Origin of the sequence: Egicoccus sp. AB-alg2 (genome assembly GCF_041821065.1) — a bacterium.
GTDB lineage: Bacteria > Actinomycetota > Nitriliruptoria > Nitriliruptorales > Nitriliruptoraceae > Egicoccus.
Genome location: NZ_JBGUAX010000002.1, coordinates 133,229 through 155,672, shown reverse-complemented (window position 1 = coordinate 155,672; position 22,444 = coordinate 133,229). Strand labels below are relative to the sequence as shown.

23 protein-coding genes are annotated in these 22,444 nt (G+C 72.8%); 18 read left to right on the top strand and 5 right to left on the bottom strand.

Annotation, left to right across the window (positions count from 1 at the left end; genetic code table 11):
• Positions 1-151: 151 nt before the first annotated feature.
• The 8 genes from ACERM0_RS03355 (at position 152) to ACERM0_RS03320 (ending at position 8,911) form a co-directional block, all read left to right on the top strand.
• Positions 152-2,374, top strand: a complete 2,223-nt coding sequence (locus ACERM0_RS03355; protein ID WP_373677101.1) for a bifunctional (p)ppGpp synthetase/guanosine-3',5'-bis(diphosphate) 3'-pyrophosphohydrolase — start codon at positions 152-154, stop codon at positions 2,372-2,374.
• Positions 2,374-3,240 carry a GNAT family N-acetyltransferase gene (locus tag ACERM0_RS03350; RefSeq protein ID WP_373677100.1) on the top strand — a complete coding sequence of 289 codons (867 nt, stop codon included), beginning with the start codon at positions 2,374-2,376 and terminating at the stop codon, positions 3,238-3,240. Before ACERM0_RS03355 ends, ACERM0_RS03350 begins: the two co-directional genes overlap by 1 nt.
• A gap of 90 nt (positions 3,241-3,330) precedes the next feature.
• Positions 3,331-4,068, top strand: coding sequence for an MBL fold metallo-hydrolase (locus ACERM0_RS03345; protein ID WP_373677099.1), 738 nt, complete (start codon positions 3,331-3,333; stop codon positions 4,066-4,068).
• 83 nt (positions 4,069-4,151) lie between these two features.
• Positions 4,152-5,462, top strand: a complete 1,311-nt coding sequence (gene hisS, locus ACERM0_RS03340) for a histidine--tRNA ligase (RefSeq protein WP_373677098.1) — start codon at positions 4,152-4,154, stop codon at positions 5,460-5,462.
• 93 nt (positions 5,463-5,555) lie between these two features.
• Complete coding sequence (gene aspS / locus ACERM0_RS03335; protein ID WP_373677474.1) at positions 5,556-7,376, top strand: aspartate--tRNA ligase; 1,821 nt, start codon at positions 5,556-5,558, stop codon at positions 7,374-7,376.
• A 193-nt stretch (positions 7,377-7,569) separates the two neighbouring features.
• A complete protein-coding gene (locus tag ACERM0_RS03330; protein ID WP_373677097.1) occupies positions 7,570-8,241 on the top strand; it encodes a DUF2975 domain-containing protein in 672 nt (223 codons plus the stop codon).
• On the top strand, positions 8,241-8,492 hold the full coding sequence (locus ACERM0_RS03325; protein ID WP_373677096.1) for a helix-turn-helix domain-containing protein: 252 nt from the start codon (positions 8,241-8,243) through the stop codon (positions 8,490-8,492). Before ACERM0_RS03330 ends, ACERM0_RS03325 begins: the two co-directional genes overlap by 1 nt.
• Positions 8,489-8,911 (top strand): VOC family protein, encoded by a 423-nt coding sequence (locus ACERM0_RS03320; RefSeq protein WP_373677095.1) that lies wholly within the window; start codon positions 8,489-8,491, stop codon positions 8,909-8,911. The genes ACERM0_RS03325 and ACERM0_RS03320 overlap by 4 nt, the downstream gene beginning before the upstream one ends.
• Before the next feature lie 6 nt (positions 8,912-8,917).
• On the opposite strand, the gene ACERM0_RS03315 is transcribed toward ACERM0_RS03320, so the two are convergent.
• Positions 8,918-9,874 (bottom strand): hypothetical protein, encoded by a 957-nt coding sequence (locus tag ACERM0_RS03315; RefSeq protein ID WP_373677094.1) that lies wholly within the window; start codon positions 9,872-9,874, stop codon positions 8,918-8,920.
• 94 nt (positions 9,875-9,968) lie between these two features.
• On the opposite strand from ACERM0_RS03315, the gene ACERM0_RS03310 reads away from it, so the two are divergent.
• The 7 genes from ACERM0_RS03310 to aroE all read left to right on the top strand — a co-directional run bounded on the left by ACERM0_RS03310 (position 9,969) and on the right by aroE (position 17,364).
• On the top strand, positions 9,969-11,399 hold the full coding sequence (locus ACERM0_RS03310; protein WP_373677093.1) for a replication-associated recombination protein A: 1,431 nt from the start codon (positions 9,969-9,971) through the stop codon (positions 11,397-11,399).
• On the top strand, positions 11,396-11,746 hold the full coding sequence (locus tag ACERM0_RS03305; protein WP_373677092.1) for a DUF948 domain-containing protein: 351 nt from the start codon (positions 11,396-11,398) through the stop codon (positions 11,744-11,746). The genes ACERM0_RS03310 and ACERM0_RS03305 overlap by 4 nt, the downstream gene beginning before the upstream one ends.
• A gap of 12 nt (positions 11,747-11,758) precedes the next feature.
• On the top strand, positions 11,759-12,034 hold the full coding sequence (locus ACERM0_RS03300; protein ID WP_373677091.1) for a hypothetical protein: 276 nt from the start codon (positions 11,759-11,761) through the stop codon (positions 12,032-12,034).
• 83 nt (positions 12,035-12,117) lie between these two features.
• A complete protein-coding gene (gene alaS, locus ACERM0_RS03295; RefSeq protein WP_373677090.1) occupies positions 12,118-14,799 on the top strand; it encodes an alanine--tRNA ligase in 2,682 nt (893 codons plus the stop codon).
• Entirely contained in the window at positions 14,799-15,278 is a 480-nt protein-coding gene (ruvX, locus tag ACERM0_RS03290) for a Holliday junction resolvase RuvX (RefSeq protein WP_373677089.1), read from the top strand. The genes alaS and ruvX overlap by 1 nt, the downstream gene beginning before the upstream one ends.
• 62 nt (positions 15,279-15,340) lie before the next feature.
• A complete protein-coding gene (gene mltG / locus ACERM0_RS03285; protein ID WP_373677088.1) occupies positions 15,341-16,468 on the top strand; it encodes an endolytic transglycosylase MltG in 1,128 nt (375 codons plus the stop codon).
• The gene (gene aroE / locus ACERM0_RS03280) at positions 16,465-17,364 is read left to right on the top strand and encodes a shikimate dehydrogenase (RefSeq protein ID WP_373677087.1); all 900 of its coding nucleotides are present in this window, start codon (positions 16,465-16,467) and stop codon (positions 17,362-17,364) included. Before mltG ends, aroE begins: the two co-directional genes overlap by 4 nt.
• A 52-nt stretch (positions 17,365-17,416) precedes the next feature.
• Here aroE and ACERM0_RS03275 read toward each other — a convergent pair whose 3' ends face one another.
• Positions 17,417-18,364, bottom strand: a complete 948-nt coding sequence (locus ACERM0_RS03275) for an NAD(P)/FAD-dependent oxidoreductase (protein WP_373677086.1) — start codon at positions 18,362-18,364, stop codon at positions 17,417-17,419.
• Between the two features lie 90 nt (positions 18,365-18,454).
• On the opposite strand from ACERM0_RS03275, the gene ACERM0_RS03270 reads away from it, so the two are divergent.
• The 3 genes from ACERM0_RS03270 to ACERM0_RS03260 all read left to right on the top strand — a co-directional run bounded on the left by ACERM0_RS03270 (position 18,455) and on the right by ACERM0_RS03260 (position 20,733).
• The gene (locus ACERM0_RS03270; protein ID WP_373677085.1) at positions 18,455-19,042 is read left to right on the top strand and encodes a helix-turn-helix domain-containing protein; all 588 of its coding nucleotides are present in this window, start codon (positions 18,455-18,457) and stop codon (positions 19,040-19,042) included.
• Between the two features lie 122 nt (positions 19,043-19,164).
• The gene (locus tag ACERM0_RS03265; RefSeq protein WP_373677084.1) at positions 19,165-20,226 is read left to right on the top strand and encodes a carbon-nitrogen hydrolase family protein; all 1,062 of its coding nucleotides are present in this window, start codon (positions 19,165-19,167) and stop codon (positions 20,224-20,226) included.
• A 51-nt stretch (positions 20,227-20,277) separates the two neighbouring features.
• Positions 20,278-20,733 carry a GNAT family N-acetyltransferase gene (locus tag ACERM0_RS03260; RefSeq protein WP_373677083.1) on the top strand — a complete coding sequence of 152 codons (456 nt, stop codon included), beginning with the start codon at positions 20,278-20,280 and terminating at the stop codon, positions 20,731-20,733.
• 26 nt (positions 20,734-20,759) lie between these two features.
• On the opposite strand, the gene ACERM0_RS03255 is transcribed toward ACERM0_RS03260, so the two are convergent.
• From ACERM0_RS03255 to ACERM0_RS03245, 3 genes are all read right to left on the bottom strand, one after another.
• Complete coding sequence (locus tag ACERM0_RS03255) at positions 20,760-21,212, bottom strand: SRPBCC family protein (RefSeq protein ID WP_373677082.1); 453 nt, start codon at positions 21,210-21,212, stop codon at positions 20,760-20,762.
• Between the two features lie 80 nt (positions 21,213-21,292).
• On the bottom strand, positions 21,293-21,901 hold the full coding sequence (locus ACERM0_RS03250; RefSeq protein ID WP_373677473.1) for a TOPRIM nucleotidyl transferase/hydrolase domain-containing protein: 609 nt from the start codon (positions 21,899-21,901) through the stop codon (positions 21,293-21,295).
• Positions 21,902-22,002: 101 nt separating this feature from the next.
• Positions 22,003-22,383 carry a hypothetical protein gene (locus ACERM0_RS03245; RefSeq protein ID WP_373677491.1) on the bottom strand — a complete coding sequence of 127 codons (381 nt, stop codon included), beginning with the start codon at positions 22,381-22,383 and terminating at the stop codon, positions 22,003-22,005.
• Between the last annotated feature and the right edge of the window lie 61 nt (positions 22,384-22,444).

Sequence of the window (22,444 nt, the reverse complement as noted above, 5' to 3'; positions counted from 1 at the left end):
GGGACCCGCCCGGGTGTCGGTACAGTTGGTCGAACGACACCCGCGAGCCGAGGGGAGTGGGGAGCTGGCGCAGGACAGCACCACCGGGACCGAGCAGGAGCGCGACGCGCGTCCTGTCCCTCGTCCCGCGCGCCCGTCGGGCGTTCTCGGGGTGCTGTCGCGACTGCCGCTGGTCCAGCGCGAGCACGTCCCCCCGGAGCTGGAGGGACTCGCGGCCGCCATCCGGGCCTCCACCCGGGCCGACCTACGCGAGGTCGTCCGCGCCTACCGCTTCGCGGAGATGCTGCACGAGGGGCAGCGGCGCCGCTCCGGCGAGGCCTACATCACCCATCCCGTGGCGGTCGCGACCGAGCTGGCGACGCTGGGGCTGGGGACGCCCACCCTGGCCGCCGCGCTGCTGCACGACACGGTCGAGGACACCCCCTGCACGCTCGAGGACATCCGCCAGGGCTTCGGGGACGAGGTCGCCCACCTCGTCGACGGGGTCACCAAGCTCGACCGCATCCAGGTCGAGTCCAAGCAGCAGCAGCAGGCCGAGACGCTGCGCAAGATGATCCTGGCGATGGCCCGCGACATCCGGGTGCTCGTCATCAAGCTCGCCGACCGGCTCCACAACATGGAGACCATCGGCCACATGCCGCGCGACAAGCAGAAGCGCATCGCGCAGGAGACGCTGGACATCTACGCGCCGTTGGCCCACCGCCTCGGCATGCAGAACTTCAAGCTGCGTCTGGAGGACCTCGGGTTCAAGACGCTCCACCCCAAGCGCTACGACGAGATCGTGGCGATGGTCGAGGAGCGCAACCCCGAGCGTGAGGCCTACATCGAAGAGGTCATGGCCGCGATCCGTGACCAACTGCGCGAGCTCAAGGTCCGTGGCGAGGTCACCGGCCGCCCGAAGCACTACTACTCGATCTACGAGAAGATGGTCCTGCGCGGCAAGGAGTTCGACGAGATCTACGACCTCGTCGCGGTCCGCGTCATCGTCTCGTCGGTCCGTGACTGTTACGCGGTGCTCGGCCAACTGCACGCGACCTGGCGTCCCGTCCCGGGACGTTTCAAGGACTACATCGCGATGCCGAAGGTCAACCTCTACCAGTCGCTGCACACCTCGGTGATCGGCCCCAAGGGCCGCCCGCTGGAGATCCAGATCCGCACCCGGGCCATGCACGAGACGGCCGAGTACGGCGTCGCGGCGCACTGGAAGTACAAGGACGGCTCGCGAGGCGGCGACGACGCCGGCACCGACGACCTGCCGTGGATCGAGCAGCTGCTGGAATGGCAGCAGGAGGTCCAGGAGCCGGGCGACTACCTGGAGTCGCTCAAGATCGACCTGTACCAGGACGAGGTCTTCGTCTTCACGCCCAAGGGTGAGGTCATGGGCCTGCCCGCCGGCTCGACCCCGATCGACTTCGCCTACGCCGTGCACACCGAGGTCGGCCACCGCTGCATCGGCGCGCGCGTCAACGGCCGGCTCGTGCCGCTCGACCACCAGCTGGTCAACGGTGACTCGATCGAGATCCTCACCTCCAAGGCCGAGGACGCCGGCCCGTCGCGCGACTGGCTGCAGGTGGCGGCCTCCACGCGCGCGCAGTCCAAGATCCGGGCCTACTTCAACCGCGAGCGGCGCGAGGACGCCATCACCCGCGGCCGGGACGCGATCACCCGCGCCCTGCGCCGCAAGGGCATCAGCTACGCCCGGGCGATGGCGGCCGGCGACCTCACCGAGGTCGCCCGCGCCCTGTCGTACAAGAACGTCGAGGCGCTCTTCCGCGCCGTCGGCGAGAACCACGTCAGCGCCGGCACGGTCGCCCAGCAGGTCCTCAACGAGCTCACCGAGGTCGAGGAGGAGCCGACCGAGGAGGCCGCGCTCGAGTCGACCAGCGCGCCGATCCGGCTCTCGCCCAGCCACGGCGACGACGTCGAGGTCGAGGGCGACAGCGGCATGCTGGTCAAGCTGGCGCGCTGCTGCACGCCGGTGCCCGGCGACGACATCGTCGGGTTCGTGACCCGCGGCCGGGGGGTGTCGGTCCACCGCGCCGACTGCTCGAACGTCGCCGACCTCGAACGCGACCCGGAACGGTTCGTGCCGGTCGACTGGTCGGGCGAGGTCACCGCCAACTTCCTGGTGTCCGTGCAGATCGAGGCGCTCGACCGCAAGCACCTCTTGCGCGACATCACCGCCGTCCTCGGTGACCTGCACATCAACATCACCTCGGCCCAGGTCGCCACGCGTAAGGACCGGGTCGCGGTGCTGCGCTTCTCCTTCGAACTCGGCGACCCCACCCACCTGGAGTACGCGCTGCGCAGCGTCCGACGGGTCGAGGGCGTCTACGACGCGTACCGGGTGATCCCCCAGGCCGCCGGTCGCTGATGCTGCGGTTGCGCGCGGTCGCGGACCTGGCCGCGTACGCCGCGGTCGCGCGCCCGTTCCTCGTCGCCCAGGGCGAAGCCGTCCACAGTCTGGCCCTGGGCGTGCTGTCGCGGGTCGAGGCCGGCGAGTACGCCGACGCGCGGTTCTGGGTGGTCGAGGACGACGAGGACGGCGCGGTGGCCGGCGTCGTGCAGCGCACGCCGCCGCGACCGTGGCTGGTCGCCCTGTCGCCCGCGCAGGACCCGCGCGACCTCGCCGACGCGATTGCCGTGACGTTCGCCGGTGAGGGGTTGCCGCGCGACCTCGTGGGTGAGGCGGCACTGACGGAAGGGCTCGCCAGGGAGTTGGCGGCCTGCGCCGGCGTCGGGGCCGAGCAGGTGATGTGCCTGCCGGTCCTGGCCTGCGAACGGGTCGAGGCGGCGCCCTCGCCACCGGCCGGTCGGGTCCGCGCCGCCCGCCCCGAGGACCTGACGGTGCTGGTCCGCTTCGCCGTCGCGTTCCAGCAGGAGGCCATGCCCCGCGCGGAACTGGACGTGGACGCGTTGCGGGAGGGGCTCGTGCGCCGGCTCGCGGGCCGGCACGGGCTGTGGGTGTTCGAGCGCCCGGACGGCACGGTGGTGTCCATGGCCGAGGCCGACGCGGAGACCCCCGACGGACAGCGGGTCTCGGCCGTCTACACGCCGCCGGCCCACCGCGGTCGTGGCTACGCCGGCGCGACCGTCACCGCCGTGACCCGCGACGTGCTGCGTCGTCGGCGGTTCGCGTTCCTCAACACCGACGCGGCCAACCCGACCAGCAACGCCCTCTACGAGCGACTGGGCTACCGGGTCGTCGGCGAACAGGCCCACTGGCGTCTCGCGGTCTGAACGCCCACGAGCGGCCGGCGTCCGACTTGTCACGAAGGTCCGGCCCGTGGCTAGCCTCGCCCGGTCGACCTTCCCCCGTGAGGTGCGTTCGTGACGGAACGATTCGTGCTGGGCACGCCACTCGGCCGCTGGCAGACCAACTGCTGGATCATCGGTGACCGGGCGCGCGGCAGCGCCGTGGTCGTCGACCCTGGCGAGGGCGGCGCCGAAGCGATCCCCACCCGGCTGGCCAGCGCCGGCGTGGCGTGCGAGGCGATCCTGCTCACCCACGGCCACCTCGACCACGTCTGGGCGGTGCCGGAACTGGCGCGCACCCTGGACGTGCCGGTGCTGCTGCACGCCGACGACCGCTGGCTGTGGGACGACCCGGCCGCCGCGTTCGGCGCGCCGCCGGAGCTGCTCGAGCAGCAGTTCGGGCTCGCGTGGGATCCGCCGCACGAGTACCTGCGCGAGGTGAAGGACGGCGAACGGCTGGAGTTCGCCGGGTTCCGCTTCGACGTCCAGCACAACCCCGGGCACACGCCCGGCCACGTCACCTACCTCGGGCAGGAGCTCGCCGAGGTGCCGATCACGTTCGCGCTCGGTGGAGCGGACGCCGCTACCGACCAGGTGTTGTTCTCCGGCGACCTGCTGTTCGCCGGCTCGATCGGCCGGACCGATTTCCCGCGCGGATCGCTCGCCGACATGCAGCGCTCGCTCGCGGAGACCGTGCTCCCGCTGGAGGACCGCACCCTGGTCCTCAGCGGTCACGGCCCCGACACCACGGTGGGACAGGAGCGTCGCACCAACCCGTTCCTGCGGCAGTTGGTCGCGGGCGGCGAGCGCTGACCCGGCCGCGCGGCCGCTAGCCTCGCGGATCGCCCGTCGTCGCGTCGGGCTGCCCCGTCGCCCCCGCAGAGGTCCGTCCCGCCATGGCCACCATCGACGCCAACCCGCCGTCGGGCACGCGTGACTTCCTGCCCGCGGAGGTGTCGCGGCGCGAGCGCGCGTTCGCGACCATCCGCGCGGCGTTCGACGCCCATGGCTTCGAGCCGCTGGACACGCCGGCCTTCGAGCGCCTGGAGGTCCTCACCGGCAAGTACGGCGAGGAGGGCGACCAGCTCATCTTCAAGATCCTGCGCCGGGGCGAGCACGCCGCCACCGGCGAGGCCGACCTGGCGCTGCGCTACGACCTGACGGTGCCGCTCGCGCGGGTGGCGGCGCGCTACGGCTCACAGCTGCCGACGCCGTTCAAGCGCTACCACATCGCTCCGGTGTGGCGCGCCGACCGACCAGGCAAGGGCCGCTACCGCGAGTTCTTCCAGTGTGACGTGGACACCGTCGGCTCCGACTCGCTGCTCGCCGACGCAGCGACCCTGGTGGCCGTCGCCGACGTCCTGGACCGGCTCGGGTTGGCCGGCTTCCGGGTGCAGCTCAACTCGCGCAAGGCGCTGCACGGCCTGATCGAGGCCTACGGGGTACCGCAGGAGCTGGAGGCGTCGGCGCTGGTCGCGCTGGACAAGCTCGACAAGATCGGGCCCGAGCGGGTCGCGGCCGAACTGGTCGAGCGCGGCGTGCCGTCCGCGGCCGTCGACACCCTGGCCAAGGACCTCGCCGCCGGCGACCTCGTCGAGCGGGTCCGCGAACGGCTCGGTGACACCGAACGCGGCCGCGAGGGCCTGGCCGAGGTCGACCGGGTCCTGGAGCTCGTCGGTGACCTTCCCGGCGGGCGGATCGCCTTCGCGCCGGTCCTGGCCCGCGGGCTGACCTACTACACCGGGCCGGTGTTCGAGGTCGTGCACGAGGGCCTCGACGCCACGATCGCGGCGGGCGGGCGCTACGACGGTCTCGTCGGCATGTTCCAGGGCCAGGACGTGCCGGCGACCGGCGGGTCGCTGGGCATCGAACGCATCCTGCTGCTGCTGGAACAGCAGGAGCAGGACGTGCAGGTCGGCCCCGACGTGCTGGTAACCGTCCTGGACGACGCGGCCGGCGCGGACGCGCTGGCGCTGGCCCAGCGGCTGCGCGGTCAGGGGTTCAGCGCCGACGTCTACGCGGGCAGCGGCAAGCTCGGCAAGCAGCTCAAGCACGCCGACCGTCGCGGTGCCCGCGCGGCCGTGATCCGCGGGGTCGACGAGCGGGCCGCGGGTACGGTCGCCGTCAAGCACCTCGCCTCCGGTGACCAGCAGACCGTCGCCGAGGCCGATCTGGCCGACCACCTGCACCGGCTGCTCGGCCGTTGAGCATCCCGGGCCGGCGCACCCCGCCTCCGTCGGCCGCGACTCCGACAGACCACACACGAGGACCACGACGTGAGCATCACCCCCTTCGGCGCCATGCGCACCCACGGTGCGGGCACCCTGCGTTCCGAACACGCCGGTGAGAGCGTGACCGTCGCCGGTTGGGTCGACACCCGCCGCGACCACGGTGGGGTCGCGTTCCTCGACCTGCGTGACCGCAGCGGCATCCTCCAGGTGGTGGCCGACCCCGAGGCTTCGGAGGCCCTGGAGGCGGCCCACCGGGTGCGCACCGAATGGGTCGTGAAGGTCACCGGCACCGTCCGCGAGCGGCCCGAGGGCATGCGCAACCAGCGGCTGGCCACCGGCGACGTGGAGCTGGCCGCCACCTCGATCGAGGTGTTGTCGGAGGCGCAGACGCCGCCGTTCCCGGTCGAGGACGACGTCGAGGTGGCCGAGGAGCGCCGTCTGCAGCACCGCTACGTCGACCTGCGCCGCCAGCGGATGCTGCGCAATCTGCAGGTGCGCGCCCAGGTCGTCTCGATCATCCGCCGGGTGATGGAGCGGCACGGCTTCATCGACGTGGAGACGCCGCAGTTGACCCGGCCCACCCCCGAGGGGGCCCGTGACTTCCTGGTCCCGTCGCGGCTGCAGCCGGGCACGACCTACGCGCTGCCGCAGTCGCCGCAGCTGTTCAAGCAGCTGTTGATGGTGTCCGGCATCGAGCGCTACTACCAGATCGCACGCTGCTTCCGCGACGAGAACCTGCGCGCCGACCGCCAGCCCGAGTTCACCCAGCTCGACCTGGAGATGTCCTTCGGCGACGAAGAGGACGTCTACGCGCTGATGGAAGAGATGTTCGTCGAGATCTTCGACAAGGTCCTCGACGTCGAGCTGCAGGCGCCGTTCCCGCGCCTGAAGTACGCCGACGCGATGCGCCGCTTCGGCACCGACAAGCCCGACCTGCGCTTCGAGATGGAGCTCGCCGACCTGGGCGAGGTCTTCGCCGACACCGAGGTGGGCGTCTTCAAGGGCGTGCTGGCGTCCGGCGGTGCGGTCGTCGCGCTGGCGCTGCCCAAGGGCGGCGAGCTGACCCGTCGCGAGTTCGACGAGTGGACCGAGTGGGCGAAGCGCCGCGGCGCCAAGGGCCTGGCCTGGGGCGTCGTCGAGCCCGGCGAGAGCGGGAACGGGGGAGCGGGCCCGCCGACGCTGCGCAGTCCGCTGTCGAAGTTCATGTCCGACGCCGAGCTCGAGGGCGTCCTGCGCGAGACCGGCGCCGAGCCCGGCGACGCGGTGTTCTTCGGGGCCGGCCCGCGTTCGTTCGCGCGGCAGCTCATGGGCGCCCTGCGGGTCGCGCTGGCCGAGGAGCGCGGCCTCGTCCCGGAGGGACGCTGGGAGTTCTGCTGGGTCGTCGAGCCGCCGATGTTCGACCCCGCGGCCGAGTCCGACGACCCCACCGCCGCCACCTCGTCCGGCTGGGTGCCCAACCACCACCCGTTCACCTCGCCCGCGCCGGAGTACCTCGACGACTTCGAGCAGCGTCCCGGCGAGGCCACCGCCCGCGCCTACGACATCGTGCTCAACGGCGTGGAACTGGCGTCCGGGTCGGTCCGGATCCACGACGCGGACCTGCAGCGGCGCGTGTTCCGCTTCCTGGGCATCTCCGACGAGGCGGCCGAGGAGAAGTTCGGCTTCCTGCTGCGCGGCTTCAGTCACGGTGTGCCGCCGCACGCCGGGATCGCGCCCGGCATCGACCGCACCGTGATGCTGATCTGCGGCGAGCGGTCGATCCGCGAGGTGATCGCCTTCCCGAAGACGCAGACCGGCAGCGACCCGCTGACCGACGCGCCGGCGCCCTACGACCCGGCCGCCCTGAAGGAGCTCGGGCTGCGCGAGCTGCCCAAGCCCAAGGCGGACTGACCGGCGCCCGGACCGCCGCCTGCGGGCCGCGGTCCGGCGCGGATGCGTGCATCCCGACCCGCCGTCCGTGCGCGTCAGGATGCACGCATCCGATCTCTCTAGCGCCGCTCGCCCGGTGGCATATCGTTTTTCGATGCGTTATCGTCTTTCGATATGGCGGCGGGTGCGTGGCCCGCGGCACGGAGGGCGGGTCATGGGATCGGGCATCGCGGCACCGGAGCGGTTGGAGCGGCGCGCCCGCCTGCTGGCGGGCTTCGTGCTCGCCTTCGGGGTGCTGACGTTCGTCGGCGGGCTAATCGTCGCGGCCGTGCAGGTGGCCGACGCGGGTGGTGCCGTGGCGGTGGTGGTCGACGCCGACCTGCTCGGGTTCGACGACGTCGCGGGCCTGCCCGCCGGGACGAGCCTGGCGGTGGGTGACGGGCACGGCGGGGCCGTCACGGTGGAGAGCGGCGGACGAGAGGGCGCCGACGCGGTCCTGGAGGTCGATCGGCTGCCCTTGGCGCTGCGCCTGCTGGCGGCGTCCCCGGCCGTGGCCATCGGGGTCCTGACGCTGGCCGGGTCGTGGCTGTTCAGCCGTCTGCTGCGCGAGGTCGCGGCCGGCCGCCCCTTCGCGCACCGCAACGTCACCCGGTGGCGGGGGATGGCCGCGACCGTGCTGGCGGTCGCGCTGCTGCCGTCGGCGCTGGGCACGCTGGCCACCGTGGCGGTCCTCGGTCGGGTCGATCCGGCCGGCGACGCGCCGGTGGGTTTCACCATCCTCGACCTGCCCTTGCTGCCGTTGCTGCTGGTGGCGGCCCTGCTCGTCATGGCCGAGGTCTTCCGCCACGGCGGCGCCCTGGCCGACGACGTCGAGGGGCTCGTCTGATGGCGGCCGCCGACGCCGCGGCCGGGACCGGCCACCGGGTGCGCTGCCACCTCGACGCCCTGCTCGACGCCCGCGGCATGACCCTGCGCGAGTTGGCGGACCGGGTCGGGGTGACGGTCGTGAACCTCTCGGTGCTGAAGAACGACCGTGCCAAGGCGGTCCGGTTCTCCACGCTCACGGCCATCTGCGATGTGCTCGACTGCCAGCCGGGCGACCTCTTCAGCGTCGACGGACCGGGAGCAGGAGCATGACGGGCGGGGTGCAGGAGCTGCGGCTGGTCGTGACCGTGGACGACCACGAGGCGGCGCTGCGGTTCTACCGCGACGTGCTGGGGATGCCGGAACGCGAGGCCCACGTCGTCGACGGCGGTCACGTCACCATCCTGGAGGCGGGCCGCGCGACGCTGGAGCTGACCGACCCCGTGCACGCGGCCTACATCGACGATGTCGAGGTGGGACAGCGCGTCGCCGGGCACGTCCGGGTCGCGCTGCGCGTCGACGACAGCATCGAGGCGACCCAGGCGGCGACCGGGGCGGGTGCGGAGCTGGTCGCCCCGCCGACGGTCACGCCGTGGCGCTCGCTCAACGCCCGGCTGGAGGCACCGGCGAACCTGCAGCTGACGCTGTTCTCGGACGCACCCGCCGACGCCCAGGTCGGCGACCGCCCCTAGCCGACGTCACCCCGCCGGGTCGAGGCTGCCGAGCACCCACACGTTCGCGCCGGGTTCGCGGCAGTCGTCGGGCAGGGCGTCGCCGCCGTCCGGGCCGGCATTGCCGCCACCGGCGCCCACCTCGTCGCCGATGGCGGCCCGGGCCTGGCCGTGGTGGTCGTGCACCACGCCGTCGGACGTGACGTACCAGGCACGCGGCCACACGACGTCGGTGCGCGTGCCGTCGTGCTCCAGCCACAGGCAGCCCGCTCCCGCGTCGCCGGTCAGCGTGCCGGAGGCCAACGCGTCCATGGCGACGCAGGTCGAGCCGTCGCCGGGCAGGGCGACTGCGTCGTCCGGGACGGGCTCGACCTCCGCGCAGGCCGGCTGCCGCACCAGCAGTGCCGGGTGGTCGGCGAGCTCGCCGAGCAGCTCACGTGCCTCCTCGGGGTCGCCCTCGTACTCGAGCACGACCCGGTTGCGGACCAGGTCGGTGCCGCCGGACACGACGCTGCCGCCGGCCTGCAGGGCGGTGAACGCCTCGTTGGCGAGGTGGTCGAGGTCGGCCTCGGTGTGCTCGGCGTGCATGCACACCAGCGCCTCGGGGTGATCGGCGTGGGTGCGCAGGGCCTCGAGGACGGGACCGGGGTCGTCGCCGGTGAGCATCACGACGACCTCGCCCGCGTGCTGGTCGAGCCACAGCCCCGCGAAGGTGTCGGCGTGGTCGCGCAGCGCCGCCTGCATGACCGGTTCCACCCAGTTCTCGCCGGCGAACACGTCGTGCTGGCCGCCGCCCGCGAGGGGGTCGGGGTCGTCGTCGGTCAGCGGTGGCCGGCACACCTCGTCCGCTCCGCTGCCGCCGTTCGCCGACCCGTCGTCCGCGGCGCCCGGTGCCGCGCCCGGCTCGGACGCCGGTGTACCGCCGCAGCCGCCCAGCACCAGGCCGAGCGCGAGTCCGATCCCGAGGTACCTCGCCGTTCGCATCGTCGCCTCCTCGCCGGCCAGTCTGACGTCCGCGGGCGGCCGACGGTTCCAGGTGCGCGCCGGTGCGATCCGGTGCGCGGGTACGGTGGCGCGGATGAGCGATCAGTTGTTCGACGACGCGCCGGCGCGCCCGGCGCCGACCGACACGTCCGCGGCGGGGGACCGCTCCCGGCCCGCGAGCGTGCCCGCCGGCATGCCGCTGGCGGCCCGGCTGCGGCCGCGGGACCTGGACGAGTACGTCGGCCAGCTCGACGCGCTCGGGCCCGGCAAGCCGCTGCGCGCCATGCTCGACCAGGGCGAACTGCGCTCCCTGATCCTGTGGGGCCCGCCCGGGGTGGGCAAGACCAGCCTCGCGACCGTGATCGCCGCCCATGTCGAGGCCGCCTGGACCGAGTTGTCCGCGGTCACCGCCGGCGTGAAGGACGTGCGCCGCATCATCGACGAGGGCCGCAGCCGGCTGGAGCTGCGGGGCCGGCGCACGGTGCTGTTCGTCGACGAGATCCACCGCTTCAACAAGGGCCAGCAGGACGCGCTGCTGCCCGGGGTCGAGGCGGGTTGGGTCACGCTGATCGGCGCCACGACGGAGAACCCGTTCTTCGAGCTCAACCCACCGTTGCTGTCGCGCTGCCAGCTGGTGCGGCTGCAGTCGCTGACCGACGAGGATCTGCGCGCGCTGTTGGCGCGTGCGACCGACGACCCCGACCGCGGGTTCGGGGGTCGCGTCACGCTGGAACAGGACGCGGTCGCCCACCTCGTCCACGTCGGCGACGGCGACGCCCGCGCGGCGTTGACCGCGCTGGAGATCGCCGCCGCGGCCGCCGGCGTGACCCGCCCCGGCGCGGAGGGCCCCACCGCCCACCTCGGCGTGGACGACGTCGCCGACGCCATGCAGCGGTTCCGCTACGACAAGGCCTCCGACCAGCACTACGACATCGTCAGCGCCTTCATCAAGTCGATGCGCGGCTCCGACCCCGACGGGGCGGTCTACTGGCTGCTGCGGATGCTCGAGGGCGGCGAGGACCCGCGCTTCGTGGCGCGGCGCATGGTGATCTTCGCCTCCGAGGACGTCGGGCTGGCCGACCGGCAGGCGCTGCCGCTGGCGGTGGCCGCGTTCGACGCCCTCGACAAGGTCGGGCTGCCCGAAGCGCGCTTCGCGCTCACCCAGGCCGCGATCGCGCTGGCGGTCGCCCCCAAGTCCAACAGCGTGACCCGCGCCATCGGCGCTGGGTTGGAGGCCGTGCGCCGCCACGGCAACGCCCCGGTGCCGCCCCATCTGCGCGACGCCCACTACAAGGGCGCGCGCGCCCTCGGGCACGGCGTCGGCTACGACTATCCTCACGACCACCCGAGCGGGTTCGCGTCCGATCAGCGGTACCTGCCCGACGAGCTGGACGGGGCGAGGCTGTACCAGCCCTCCCGTCACGGCCACGAGGCAGCCGTCGCCGACCGGGTCGCCGCCCTGCGCGAGCAGGCGCGGGGCCGCTCCGCCACCAAGCACCGTGACCAGGGAGAAGAGTCGACGTGACCGTCAGGGACTGGGCGATCGTGGCCGCCGCATTGTTCTGGGGCGTGCTCGTCGCCGCGCTGTGCCTGCTGGTCATGCGCGCCGTCAAGCTGCTCGACAACGTCATCGGCACGGTCGGGCGGGTCACCGACGAGTCCGTCCCGATCCTGCGTGGCGTCAACGAGACCGTCGCCGGCGTGAACGTCGAACTCGCCCGTGTGGACACGATCATGGCGGGCGTGCAGTCGATCACCTCGACGACCGACCGCATCCTCGGGGTCGTGCACGCCACCCTCGCCAGCCCCCTGATCAAGGCCGCCGCGGTGGCCGCGGGCACCGCCAAGGCCGCCCGCGCCCTGCGCGACTGACCGGAGCCACCCATGCGCGTCTTCTCGCTCGCCCTCGGACTCGGCGCCGGGCTGCTGCTGGGCGCCTACGCCGTGCGCAAGCTCGACGCCGCCAAGCGTGCGACCTCGCCCGTCCACGTCGCCGGCCGGGCCGGCCAGGCCGCCGGCACGTTCAGCGAACGGCTGCGCTACGCCGCCGAGGAAGGTCGCCGCGCCGCACAGGCGCGTGAAGCAGAGCTGCGCACCCGCTACCGCGTGCCCGACCTGCCCACGGCGGCCGCCGAGCAGGCGCGCGCCATCGGCGACTGACGCCGGCCGCCCGACCTCAGCCGCATGCGCGCCCCCCACGAAGAGATCCGGTGGGACGCGGCGCCGACGACAGTGAGAACACGTTGGACTCCCTGACCATCCGCAACACGTTCCTCGACTTCTACGTCGAACACGGCCACCGGCGCTTCGACTCGGCCTCGCTGATCCCGCAGGACCCGACCGTCCTGCTGACCATCGCCGGCATGCTGCCGTTCAAGCCCTACTTCATGGGCGACGCCACACCGCCGGCCCCGCGTGCCACCAGCTACCAGAAGTGCGCCCGCACCAACGACATCGAGAACGTCGGCCACACCACCCGGCACCTGACGTTCTTCGAGATGCTGGGCAACTTCAGCTTCGGCGACTACTTCAAGCGCGAGGCGATCCGCTGGTCGTGGCAGCTGTCGGTCGACCGGTTCGGGCTCGACCCGGAGCGCATCTGGGTCACCGTCTTCGAGGACGACGACGAGTCCGAGCGCTACTGGCTCGAGGAGACCGACATCGCGCCCGAGCGCATCCAGCGGGTGGGCGTACCCGAGGGTTCGTCGCGGCTGGACGCCTCCGACAACTTCTGGTCCACGGGCGCGGCCGGACCGTGTGGGCCCTGCTCGGAGCTCAACTACGACCGCGGTCCGGAGTGGGGCGAGGAGGGTGGCCCCGTCGTCAACGGCGAGCGCTACCTCGAGTACTACAACCTCGTGTTCATGCAGCACGAGCAGGACGACGACGGCAACGTCCTCGGTGACCTGCCGGCCAAGAACGTCGACACCGGCCTCGGGCTGGAACGCATGGCCGTGCTGCTGCAGGGCGTCGACAACGTCTTCGAGACCGACCTGTTCGCGCCGCTGCTGGCGCGGGCCGGCGAGCTGACCGGCGCCACCTACGGCAAGAGCGACGACCAGGACGTCTCGCTGCGGGTCATCGCCGAGCACGCGCGCACGTCGGCGTTCCTGATCGCCGACGGGGTGCTGCCGTCCAAGGAGGGCCGCGGCTACGTGCTGCGCCGCCTGATGCGCCGCGCGGTGCGCCACGGCCAGCTTCTGGGCATGGACATCGGTGCCGGCGACCAGCTGCTGCTGCCGATGGTCGAGCAGGTCATTCAGCAGATGCGCGCCTCCTACCCGGAGCTGGAGAAGCAGCGCGAGCTCGTCACGCGCATCGCCGGCGCGGAGGAGAAGGATTTCGGGGCGCGCATCCGCCAGGGCCTCGAGCGCGTCGACCAGGCCATCACGACGGTGCGGGCGGGCGACACCGGCAAGGACGCCTTCCCAGGCGACGTCGCCTTCGAACTGCACGACACGTTCGGGTTCCCGATCGACCTGACGGCCGAGATCGCCGAGGACGCCGGCCTGGCGCTCGACCGCGACCGGTTCGACGAGCTGATGCAGCAGCAGCGCGAACGGGCCCGGGCCGCGGCCAAGAAGGGCGGCGGCGGGGTGTCCCCTGAGACCTACCGCGAGGCGGCCGCGCAGGTCGGTACCACCGACTTCCTCGGCTACGAGTCGTTGACCGCGGAGGCCGAGCTGGGCGCGATCGTCACGCCCGGCGGCATCCAGCACACCGCCACCGAGGGCGACGAGGTCGAGGTCGTGCTGCCGCGCACGCCCTTCTACGCCGAGGGTGGTGGTCAGGTCGGCGACACCGGCGCGCTGGAGACGCCGACGGGTCGCCTGCAGGTGCTCGACACCCAGGAGGCCATCGAGGGCCTGATCGTGCACCGTGCCCGGGTCGTGGCCGGTGAGGTGCGCCAGGGCCAGCCGGTCGAGGCGCACGTCGACCCGTCCCGACGGGTGTCGACGGCCCGCAGCCACTCCGCGACGCACGTGCTGCACGCCACGATCAAGGAGTTCCTCGGCGACCACGCCCAGCAGGCCGGTTCGCTGGTGCAGCCCGGCCGGTTGCGGTTCGACTTCCCGCACTTCGAGTCGGTCTCGCGCGATCGGCTCGCGGAGATCGAGTCGTCGATCAACGAGCGGGTCCTGCGCGACCCGCACGTGCACACCGAGGTGATGAGCCTCGACGACGCCAAGCGCTCCGGGGCGGTCGCCAACTTCGGCGACAAGTACGGCCAGGTCGTGCGGGTGGTGACGATCGGGGAGTTCTCCAAGGAGCTGTGCGGCGGCACGCACGTCCCGTCGGGGGCGAAGATCGGCACGATCACGATCGTGCGCGAGGAGTCGATCGGGTCCAACACCCGCCGGATCGAGGCGCTGACCGGCGCGGACGCGTTCGCGCACCTGTCCCGCGAGCGGTTGGTGGCCGAGGAGATCTCGCGGCTGGTCGACGCGCCGACCGACCAGGCCGTCGAGCGGGTCCGCCAGCTGCTGGACCGGCTGAAGGTCGCCGACAAGGAGCTCGCCAAGCTGCGCGGCGCCAACCTGTCGCAGGAGGCCAAGCGCATCGCGGACGAGACGGCCCGTGACGACGGGCTGGCGGTGGTGGTACAGCGTGCCGACGGGCTGGCGATGGACGACCTGCGCCGGCTGGCGACGGAGATCCGCGGCCACCTCGGCGAGCGCGCGCTCGTGGTCGTCGGCACGGCCACCGACGACGGCAAGGCCCAGCTGATCTGCGCGGTGTCGCCGGACCTGGCGGCCGCGGGTGTCGAGGCCCGCCCGATCCTGCACCCGGCGGCGCAGGTGGTCGGCGGCGGCGCCGGCGGCAAGGGCGACCTCGCCCAGGCCGGCGGCAAGCAGGGCGCCAAGCTCGACGAGGCGCTGCAGGTCGCGGCCCGTGAGGCCCGCGACGCGGCAGGGGGTCGCTGATGGGCTACGAGCTCGGCAAGCGCCGCTCCGACGAGCTGCCCACCACCGGGCGGCTGCTGGCGATCGACCTCGGTGAGGTGCGCATCGGGCTCGCCGTCTCCGACCCGACCCAGACGATCGCGTCGCCGGCAGAGACCCTGCAGGTCCCGCGCAACCAGGACGGTCCGGCGCTCGACGGGCTGGTCAACGCCGTCGCCCGCCACGAGGTCGTCGGGCTGGTGATCGGCGAGCCACGCCAGCTCGACGGCAGCGAAGGCAACCCGGCGCAGCGCTCGCGGTGGTTCGCCGAGCGGCTGCGGGCCCGCACCGGCCTGCCCGTCGCGCTCTGGGACGAGCGGTTCACGACGACCGAGGCGCAGCGCGTGATGCTCGACCAGGACGCGTCACGCGAGGATCGCCGGCAGCACATCGACCGCGTGGCGGCCAGCATCCTCCTACAGTCCGTGCTGGAGGCGCAGCGCCGGCATCGGGCCGGCTGAGCCCGCCACGGGGGAGCGGGGCGCACGACCACGGCCGACGGCCACGAAGAAGGAGTAGGCAGGTGGCGTTGAGCCGGGGCTCGAAGTGGTTCCTGGGGTTCCTCGGACTCGTCGCACTGGGGGTCGGTGCCGGGGTGATGTGGCTCGCGGACGCGCTGCCGACGCCGAACCGCGTCGAGGCCGGCCAGCCCGTCTCGCTCACCGTCGAGCAGGGCGAGTCGGTGCGCTCGGTCGCCGACCGGCTCGAGGAGGCCGGGGTCGTCCGCAACGCCACCACGTTCCGGATCGCCGCCAGCGACGTCGAACTGGCCGCGCAACTGCAGCCGGGCGAGTACGACTTCCAGACCGGCATGGACTCCGAGGCCGTGATCCAGACGCTCATGGACGGGCCTGCCCGCGGCGGCGCCAACGCCGGGGTGCGCTTCACGGTCCAGGAGGGTCTGACCGTCGAGCAGACCCTGGCGCGCCTGGCCGACCAGTTCGAGGCGTACGACGAGGCCGACTTCCAGACCGTGCTGGACGAGCGCACCGAGGCCGGCGAGAACGCCGACGGGGTGTTGCAGCTGCCCGAGTGGGTGCCAGAGCCGGCCGAAGCTCCCGAGGAGGTCGAGGAGCCCTACGAGGGGTTGCTGTTCCCCGAGACCTACGAGGTGCGTGCCGACGCCGCGCCGCTGGACGTGCTGCAACGCATGGTCGACCAGCTCGAGCGGGTGATGTCCGAGGTGCCCGAGGAGCAGGTCGCGGCGGCGGAGGATCGCGGGCTGAACCGCTTCGACATGCTGACGCTGGCCAGCCTGATCGAGCGCGAGACCCGGGTCGACGACGAACGGCAGACCGTGGCGGGCGTGATCGAGAACCGCCTCGACGACGGCATGCGGTTGCAGATCGACGCGACGGTCGTCTACGCCGTCGGGGAGCCGCGGGACGTCGTGCTCCTCGAGGACCTCGAGGTGGAGCACCCCTACAACACCTACGTCGTGGAGGGCCTGCCGCCGGGGCCGATCTCCGGCATGGGCCGGGCGTCGCTGCTGGCCGCGTACGAGCCGGCCGACGTCAGCTACCGCTTCTACGTGCTGACGCCGGAGTGCGACGGGCGGCACGCGTTCGCGGACACGCTCGACGAGCACAACGTCAACGTGGCCGCGTTCCGCGATGCCGGCCGTTGCCAGGGCGAGGACCTGCCCGAGTGAGCCGGCCGGCCGACGGAGCCCCCTGGCCGACGGCGAGCACCCGTCCGGTGGCGCTGTTCGGCTGGCCGGTGGCGAACTCGCTGTCGCCCGTGATGCACAACGCCGCGTTCCACGAGCACGGCCTGGACCTGGTGTACCTGGCCCTGCCGTGCCCACCGGACGCACTGGCACGGACGGTCGACGCGTTCGGTGTCGTGGGTGGGGTCGGTGCGAACGTGACGGTGCCGCACAAGGAGGCCGTTGCGCGGTTGTGCGATCGGCTGACGGCCGAGGCCCAGCTGATCGGGGCCGCCAACACGCTCGTCTGGGACACCGACGGGCTGCTGGGCGACAACACCGACGCCGTCGGGCTCGCGGACGCGCTGCGCGCCGACGTGATGCTGGCGCCGGGGGACCGGCTGCTGCTGCTCGGCACCGGCGGCGCCGCCCGGGCCGCGGCGGTCGCCGCGGGGCGTCTCGGCTGCGGGCTGACGGTCGTCGGCCGGCGCGCGGAGGCGGCACACGAGCTGGCGGCGCTGGGGGAGCGGGCCGGCGCGCGACAGCCCGAAGCGGTCGACCTCGCCGACGAGGCCGCCGTCGTTCGCGCCGTCGATGGGGCACGCCTCGTCGTGAACGCCACGCCGTTGGGGCTGCACGGCGAACGACTGCCCCCGGCCTTCCACGCGTTGCAGGTCGGGCAGGTCGCCTACGACCTGCTGTATCCGCGCGTGCCAGTAGCCGCCGGCGCGGAGCCGACCCCGTTCCTGCAGGACGCCCGCGACCGCGGCGCCGACACGTTCCACGGGTTGGGCATGCTGATCGGCCAGGCTGCCGCCTCCTACCGGCGCTGGACCGGCCGGCCGGCACCCGTGGAGACGATGTCGGCAGCCGCCCTGGCCGCGCTCGCCCACCGCTGACGCGCTGGCCACGCCGCCCGCGAGCGGTTCCGTGCACGCGGTCGTGCGCTCGTCAGGGACCGACCCGTGCGAGCGCCAGGTCCTCGGTGACGAGGTCCGCGTTGACGACGGCCCCGACGCGGTTGCCCTGCGCGGCAGCGGTGATGACCTGGGCGCTCGGGTCGGTGACGTTGCCGGCCACCCACACGCCGGGGACGCTGGTCGCCCCCGTGGGATCCGAGGGCACGTGGAGCCCGGTCGCCGACGGGAGCTCCACCGGGTCCAGCCCGAGCTCCTCCAACAGGGCGGAGCGGCCCACGAAGCGCGGGGCGACGGCCAACACCTCCAGCGTCACCGCGCGTCCGTCCTCCAGTCGCACGCCCGTGAGAACGTCCTGTTCGATCTCCAGCGCCGCGACCCGACCCTCGACCACCTCGACGTCACGTGCGGCCAGCTGTGCCGCCTGATCGGCATCCGGCGAGGGCCCGTCGTGCGCGAGCAGAACGATGCGCTCGCTGAGCTGGCGGAACAGGCCCGCCTGGTGCAGCGACATCGGCGAGGTGTTCAGCACCCCGATCAGACGGTCGCGCACCTCCCAACCGTGACAGTAGGGGCAGTGCACGACGTCCCGACCCCAGCGCTCGGCCAGACCGGGGACGCCGGGAAGTTCGTCCACGAGCCCCGTGGTGACGACCAGCCGGCGAGCACGAACGGCGCGGCCATCGGCACGCACGACCCGGAACCGCCCCTCCGTGCGCTCGACGTCGACCACCTGGCCGGACTCGACCTCGCCGCCGTAGCCGACGACCTCCGCACGCCCCAGGCGCAGGAACTCGGCCGGCGCCATGCCGTCACGGCTGAGGAACGCGTGCATGGCCACGGCGGGCGCGTTGCGGGGCTCGCCGGCGTCGATGACCAGCACGGACCGCCGCGAGCGGGCCAGGACCAGGGCGGCGGACAGGCCGGCCGGCCCACCGCCGATCACGCAGACGTCGACGAGGCGTTCGGCAGGCAGAGACATCGGGCGTCCTCCTTCACGGGTCGCAACAGCGTGACCTCGGTGACTCGGCCTGGCAAGATGGATTGCTGAACTGGCAAACCACGCGACGCCATGGAGGCCGCCGTGGCCGAGACCCCTGACCGGGACCTGGACCAGCGGATCCGTCACCGACTACGACAGCTGCGCACGGACCGCGGACTCACCCTGCAGCAGGTGGCCGATGCGGCACGCCTCGACGTGTCGACGCTCAGCCGCCTCGAGTCCGGCAAGCGCCGCCTGGCGGTCGACCACCTCCCCGGGATCGCTTCCGCGCTCGGGGTCAGCATCGACGACCTCCTCGCGCCCGCGGTCACACCCGACCCCCGGGTGCGCAACGCCCCGACGGCCCGTCACGGCGTCACGGTGTGGCCGCTGACCCACCGCGGACCTGCCGGCGGGCTGCACGCCTACAAGTACCTCGTCGAGCCCGGCCGCAGCCACCCTCCCGCGGTGCTGCCGGTCCACGAGGGACACGACTGGATGTACGTCCTCAGCGGCCGCATGCGCCTCATCCTCGGCGAGGACGACCTCGTGATCGAGGCCGGCGAAGCGGTCGAGTTCTCCACCCTCACGCCCCACTGGTTCGGCACCTTCGACGAACCCGTCGAGCTCATCGCCATCTTCAGCCCCCAGGGAGAACGCTTCCACCTGCGCACCTGATGCCGACACCCGTCGCTCCCGCTGGGTGTGGGGTGACGCGTGGCCCGAGCACCTTGACGTGCCCGGGCGGCTCGTTCGATGCTGGTGGGTGGGCCCCATCACGGCATGCCAGGAGAGCGATCGTGACCATCGTCCGTGTGGCAGCCGTCCAGGACGCGCCGGTGTTCCTCGACCGGGATGCCACCGTGGCGAGGGTGCACGCGCTCACCGGCCAGGCGGCGGCCGAAGGGGCCGAGCTGGTGGTCTTTCCGGAGGCGTTCGTGCCGACCTACCCGGACTGGGTGTGGCGCACGACCCCGTGGGCCGACGGGCCGGCCCGCTGGTACGAGCGATTGGTCGAGCAGTCGGTGACCGTGCCAGGGCCCGCGGTCGACGCACTCGCGGACGCGGCACGGTCGGCGGGGGTGCACCTCGCGGTGGGGATCAACGAGCGTGACGGGTCCACGCTGTACAACTCGCTGGCGTGGTTCGGCCCGGACGGGCATCTCCTGGCCGTGCATCGCAAGCTGATGCCGACCGGCGGCGAGCGGCTGGTCTGGGGGATGGGCGACGGCTCGACGATGTCGGTTCTGGACACCCCGGTGGGTCGGCTCGGTGGCCTGATCTGCTGGGAGAACTACATGCCGCTGGCTCGCTACCACCTCTACGCCCAGGGGATGGACGTCCTGGTGGCGCCGACCTGGGACAACAGCGATGCCTGGGTTCCGACGATGCGTCACATCGCCAAGGAAGGCCGCTGTTTCGTGGTCGGCGTGACGTTCTGCCTGCGCGGGTCCGACGTCCCGCAGGGCATCCCTGGGCGCGACGAGATCTACGGGGGCAGCGACGACTGGCTGGCGCGCGGCAATTCCTGCGTCGTCGGTCCCGGTGGTCAGCTGCTCGCGGGACCGCTGGTCGGCGAACCCGGGATCGTGATCGCCGACTGCGATCTGGATGCGCTCGTGAGTGCCCGGCGCCAGTTCGACCCCGTCGGCCACTACGCCCGCCCGGACGTGTTCCGGCTCGAGGTCGACGAGCGTCCCCGCCCACCTGCTCGTTCGACCGCGGCATCGCCAGCGTCCAGCGCGGCTACGACGACGGGGAACGACGAGCATCACGGGGGCGCGGCCACCGCCGATGACGTCGCCCGACGGTCCTCGTCTGGCGCCATGCAGCAGCCTGCCACGGCGGATGCACGCCGGTAGAACTCCTGGCGGCCCGAGATCGGAACTCTGGTGGGGCCTACGACGTCGACGGTGGGTCTCGAGCCGATCACCGACGAGAACGTCGCGGCGGTGTGTGACCTCGAGGTCGCACCGGATCAGAAGCGCTTCGTCGCGGACAACGTCTGGTCCCTGGCCGAGGCCTACGCCAACTACGCCCACGCATGGCCTCGCGCCATCGTGCGCGACCGTGAGGTCGTGGGCTTCCTGATGCTGGAGATCGACCTCGACGACGAGGATGGCCGTCCCTACTGGTTGTGGCGGTTGATGGTCGGTCGCGCCCATCAACGGCAGGGGATCGCGTCCGCCGCGCTGGCGTTGGCCTTCGAGAAGATCCGCTCGCGCGGTGGCACCTCGATCCACACGAGCTGGGTGCCGGGTGACGGCAGCCCGGAACGGTTCTACCTCGGCCTCGGCTTCGAGCCGAACGGCGAGATGGATGACGGCGAGGTCGTGGCACGCCTGTCGCTTGCCGGCACCTCGACGTAGCGGCTCGCTCGACGTTGCGGCTTGCGTCAGCCGCCGTGTTCGCTGGCCTGTGCGATGTCGTCGAGGTCGGCGGCCAGGGCCTTGCGGGTCGGCCGCGCAAGGAGTCGTCCGAGCGTGGCCGCCGCGACCCGGCCGCCCAGCCCCGACGGCTGGCCGTCGAAGGTCATGGTCAGGGCCGTGCCGTCGCCGTCCGGAGCCAGACGGAACTCGCTGCGGTAGTGGGTGCCGCCGCTGTCCGCTTCGACGACGTAGGACCGTCCCGGGTCGACCGCCGTGACTTCCATGGTCTCGCTGGCGGTCCGACCCATCATGGTGCGGGTCTCCGTCCAGCGTGTGCCGACCTCGAAGCCTGGGCCGGTGTGGACCTCCACCGATTGGATGGCGCCGATGACCTCGGGCGAGCGCTCGAGATCGGTCAGGACGGCCCAGACCCGCTCCGGTGGGGCGTCGACGTGGCGGCTGACGGTCATGGCAGGCATCACGGTTCCACGTGCGGCGATCGTCGGCACGGTAGCCGCCCGGATGCCCCGCATGGCGGACGTCTCCGGCGTTGCTGGGGTCAGGTGCACACTTCGGTCAGGACGGCGTCGAGCGGGGCGGGCACGCGATCCAGGTCGAGCGCCTCGACCAGGAGCCGCCCGTACCGGAGCTTGCGACCCGACCGGATCCCGAGGAACCGATGCAGGTGCGCCTCGATCGGCCGTCCCCGCTGGGCAGGTTGGCGCTGGAACGTCCTGAATCGTCCCGCCTCGCCGTCCTGTTCGAAGATGCGAAGCACGGCACCGGCACCCAGCACACGCAGCAGCTCGTCCTCGAGGTCGCGGCGGCAGCCATGGAACCCGTGGACGGTCAGGTCCTGGCCGGCAGGGATGCCGGAGGCCGTCAACCCGCGGCGCACGACGCCGGCCTCCGGCTCGTCGTAGAGCCCGGCGAGGTGCAGGCCCGCCCCTCGGGGACCCAGGAGTTCGACGTAGTGCCCGAGATTGGTGATGCCGCCCAGGGCGACGACGGCGACGCCCTCGGCATCGAGGTCGCGGCCCCGGCGCGCCGCGAGTGCTCGCACCGCCGCCCGGTCACTGCCGCCTTCGACGAGCATCGCCGCACGCGCTCCGACCGCGACAACCGCCGCGGCGGCGCTGGCGACCTCCTGGGGAATCCTGCTGCTCATGGTGCCAGCGTGCCGCACCCGGGTGCCAATTGCCGGCTGCCGCGGAAGCGGTCGGACGCTCCCGCGGAAGCGCTTCCGCGGCCCGCGGCCGTGCCTGGCGGTCAGCTGGCTTCGGCGTGCAGCAGCGGTGGCGGGGAGGTGCCTGCACGTTCGGCGGCCGGGGCGATGACGAGTTGGGCGAGGCTGCCGGTGGCGGCGAGGGCGAACGCGGCCGGCAGGCTCCACACGTCGGCAACGACACCGGCCATGGGCGTGGCGATCGCCTGACCGGCGCCGAGGGCGAGGAAGCAGGCGCGTACGCCCGCTGTCGCGTCGTCCGCCATGTCCGCGACGCCCCACAGGATGAGGAGCCCGGTGAGGGCCATGTAGGCGGCTCCGAAGATGCCGGCCGACCCGAGGGCGACGACGGTGGGCAGGGTCGGCAGCGCCAGGAGCCCGAGCGAGAGGGCCCACAGGGCGCTCCAGATGCGCAGGGTCCTCACGAGACCCAGCCGCGCCGCCATGAGGCCCGCGACCCCGCCGGTGACGCCGAGGCCCCCCGAT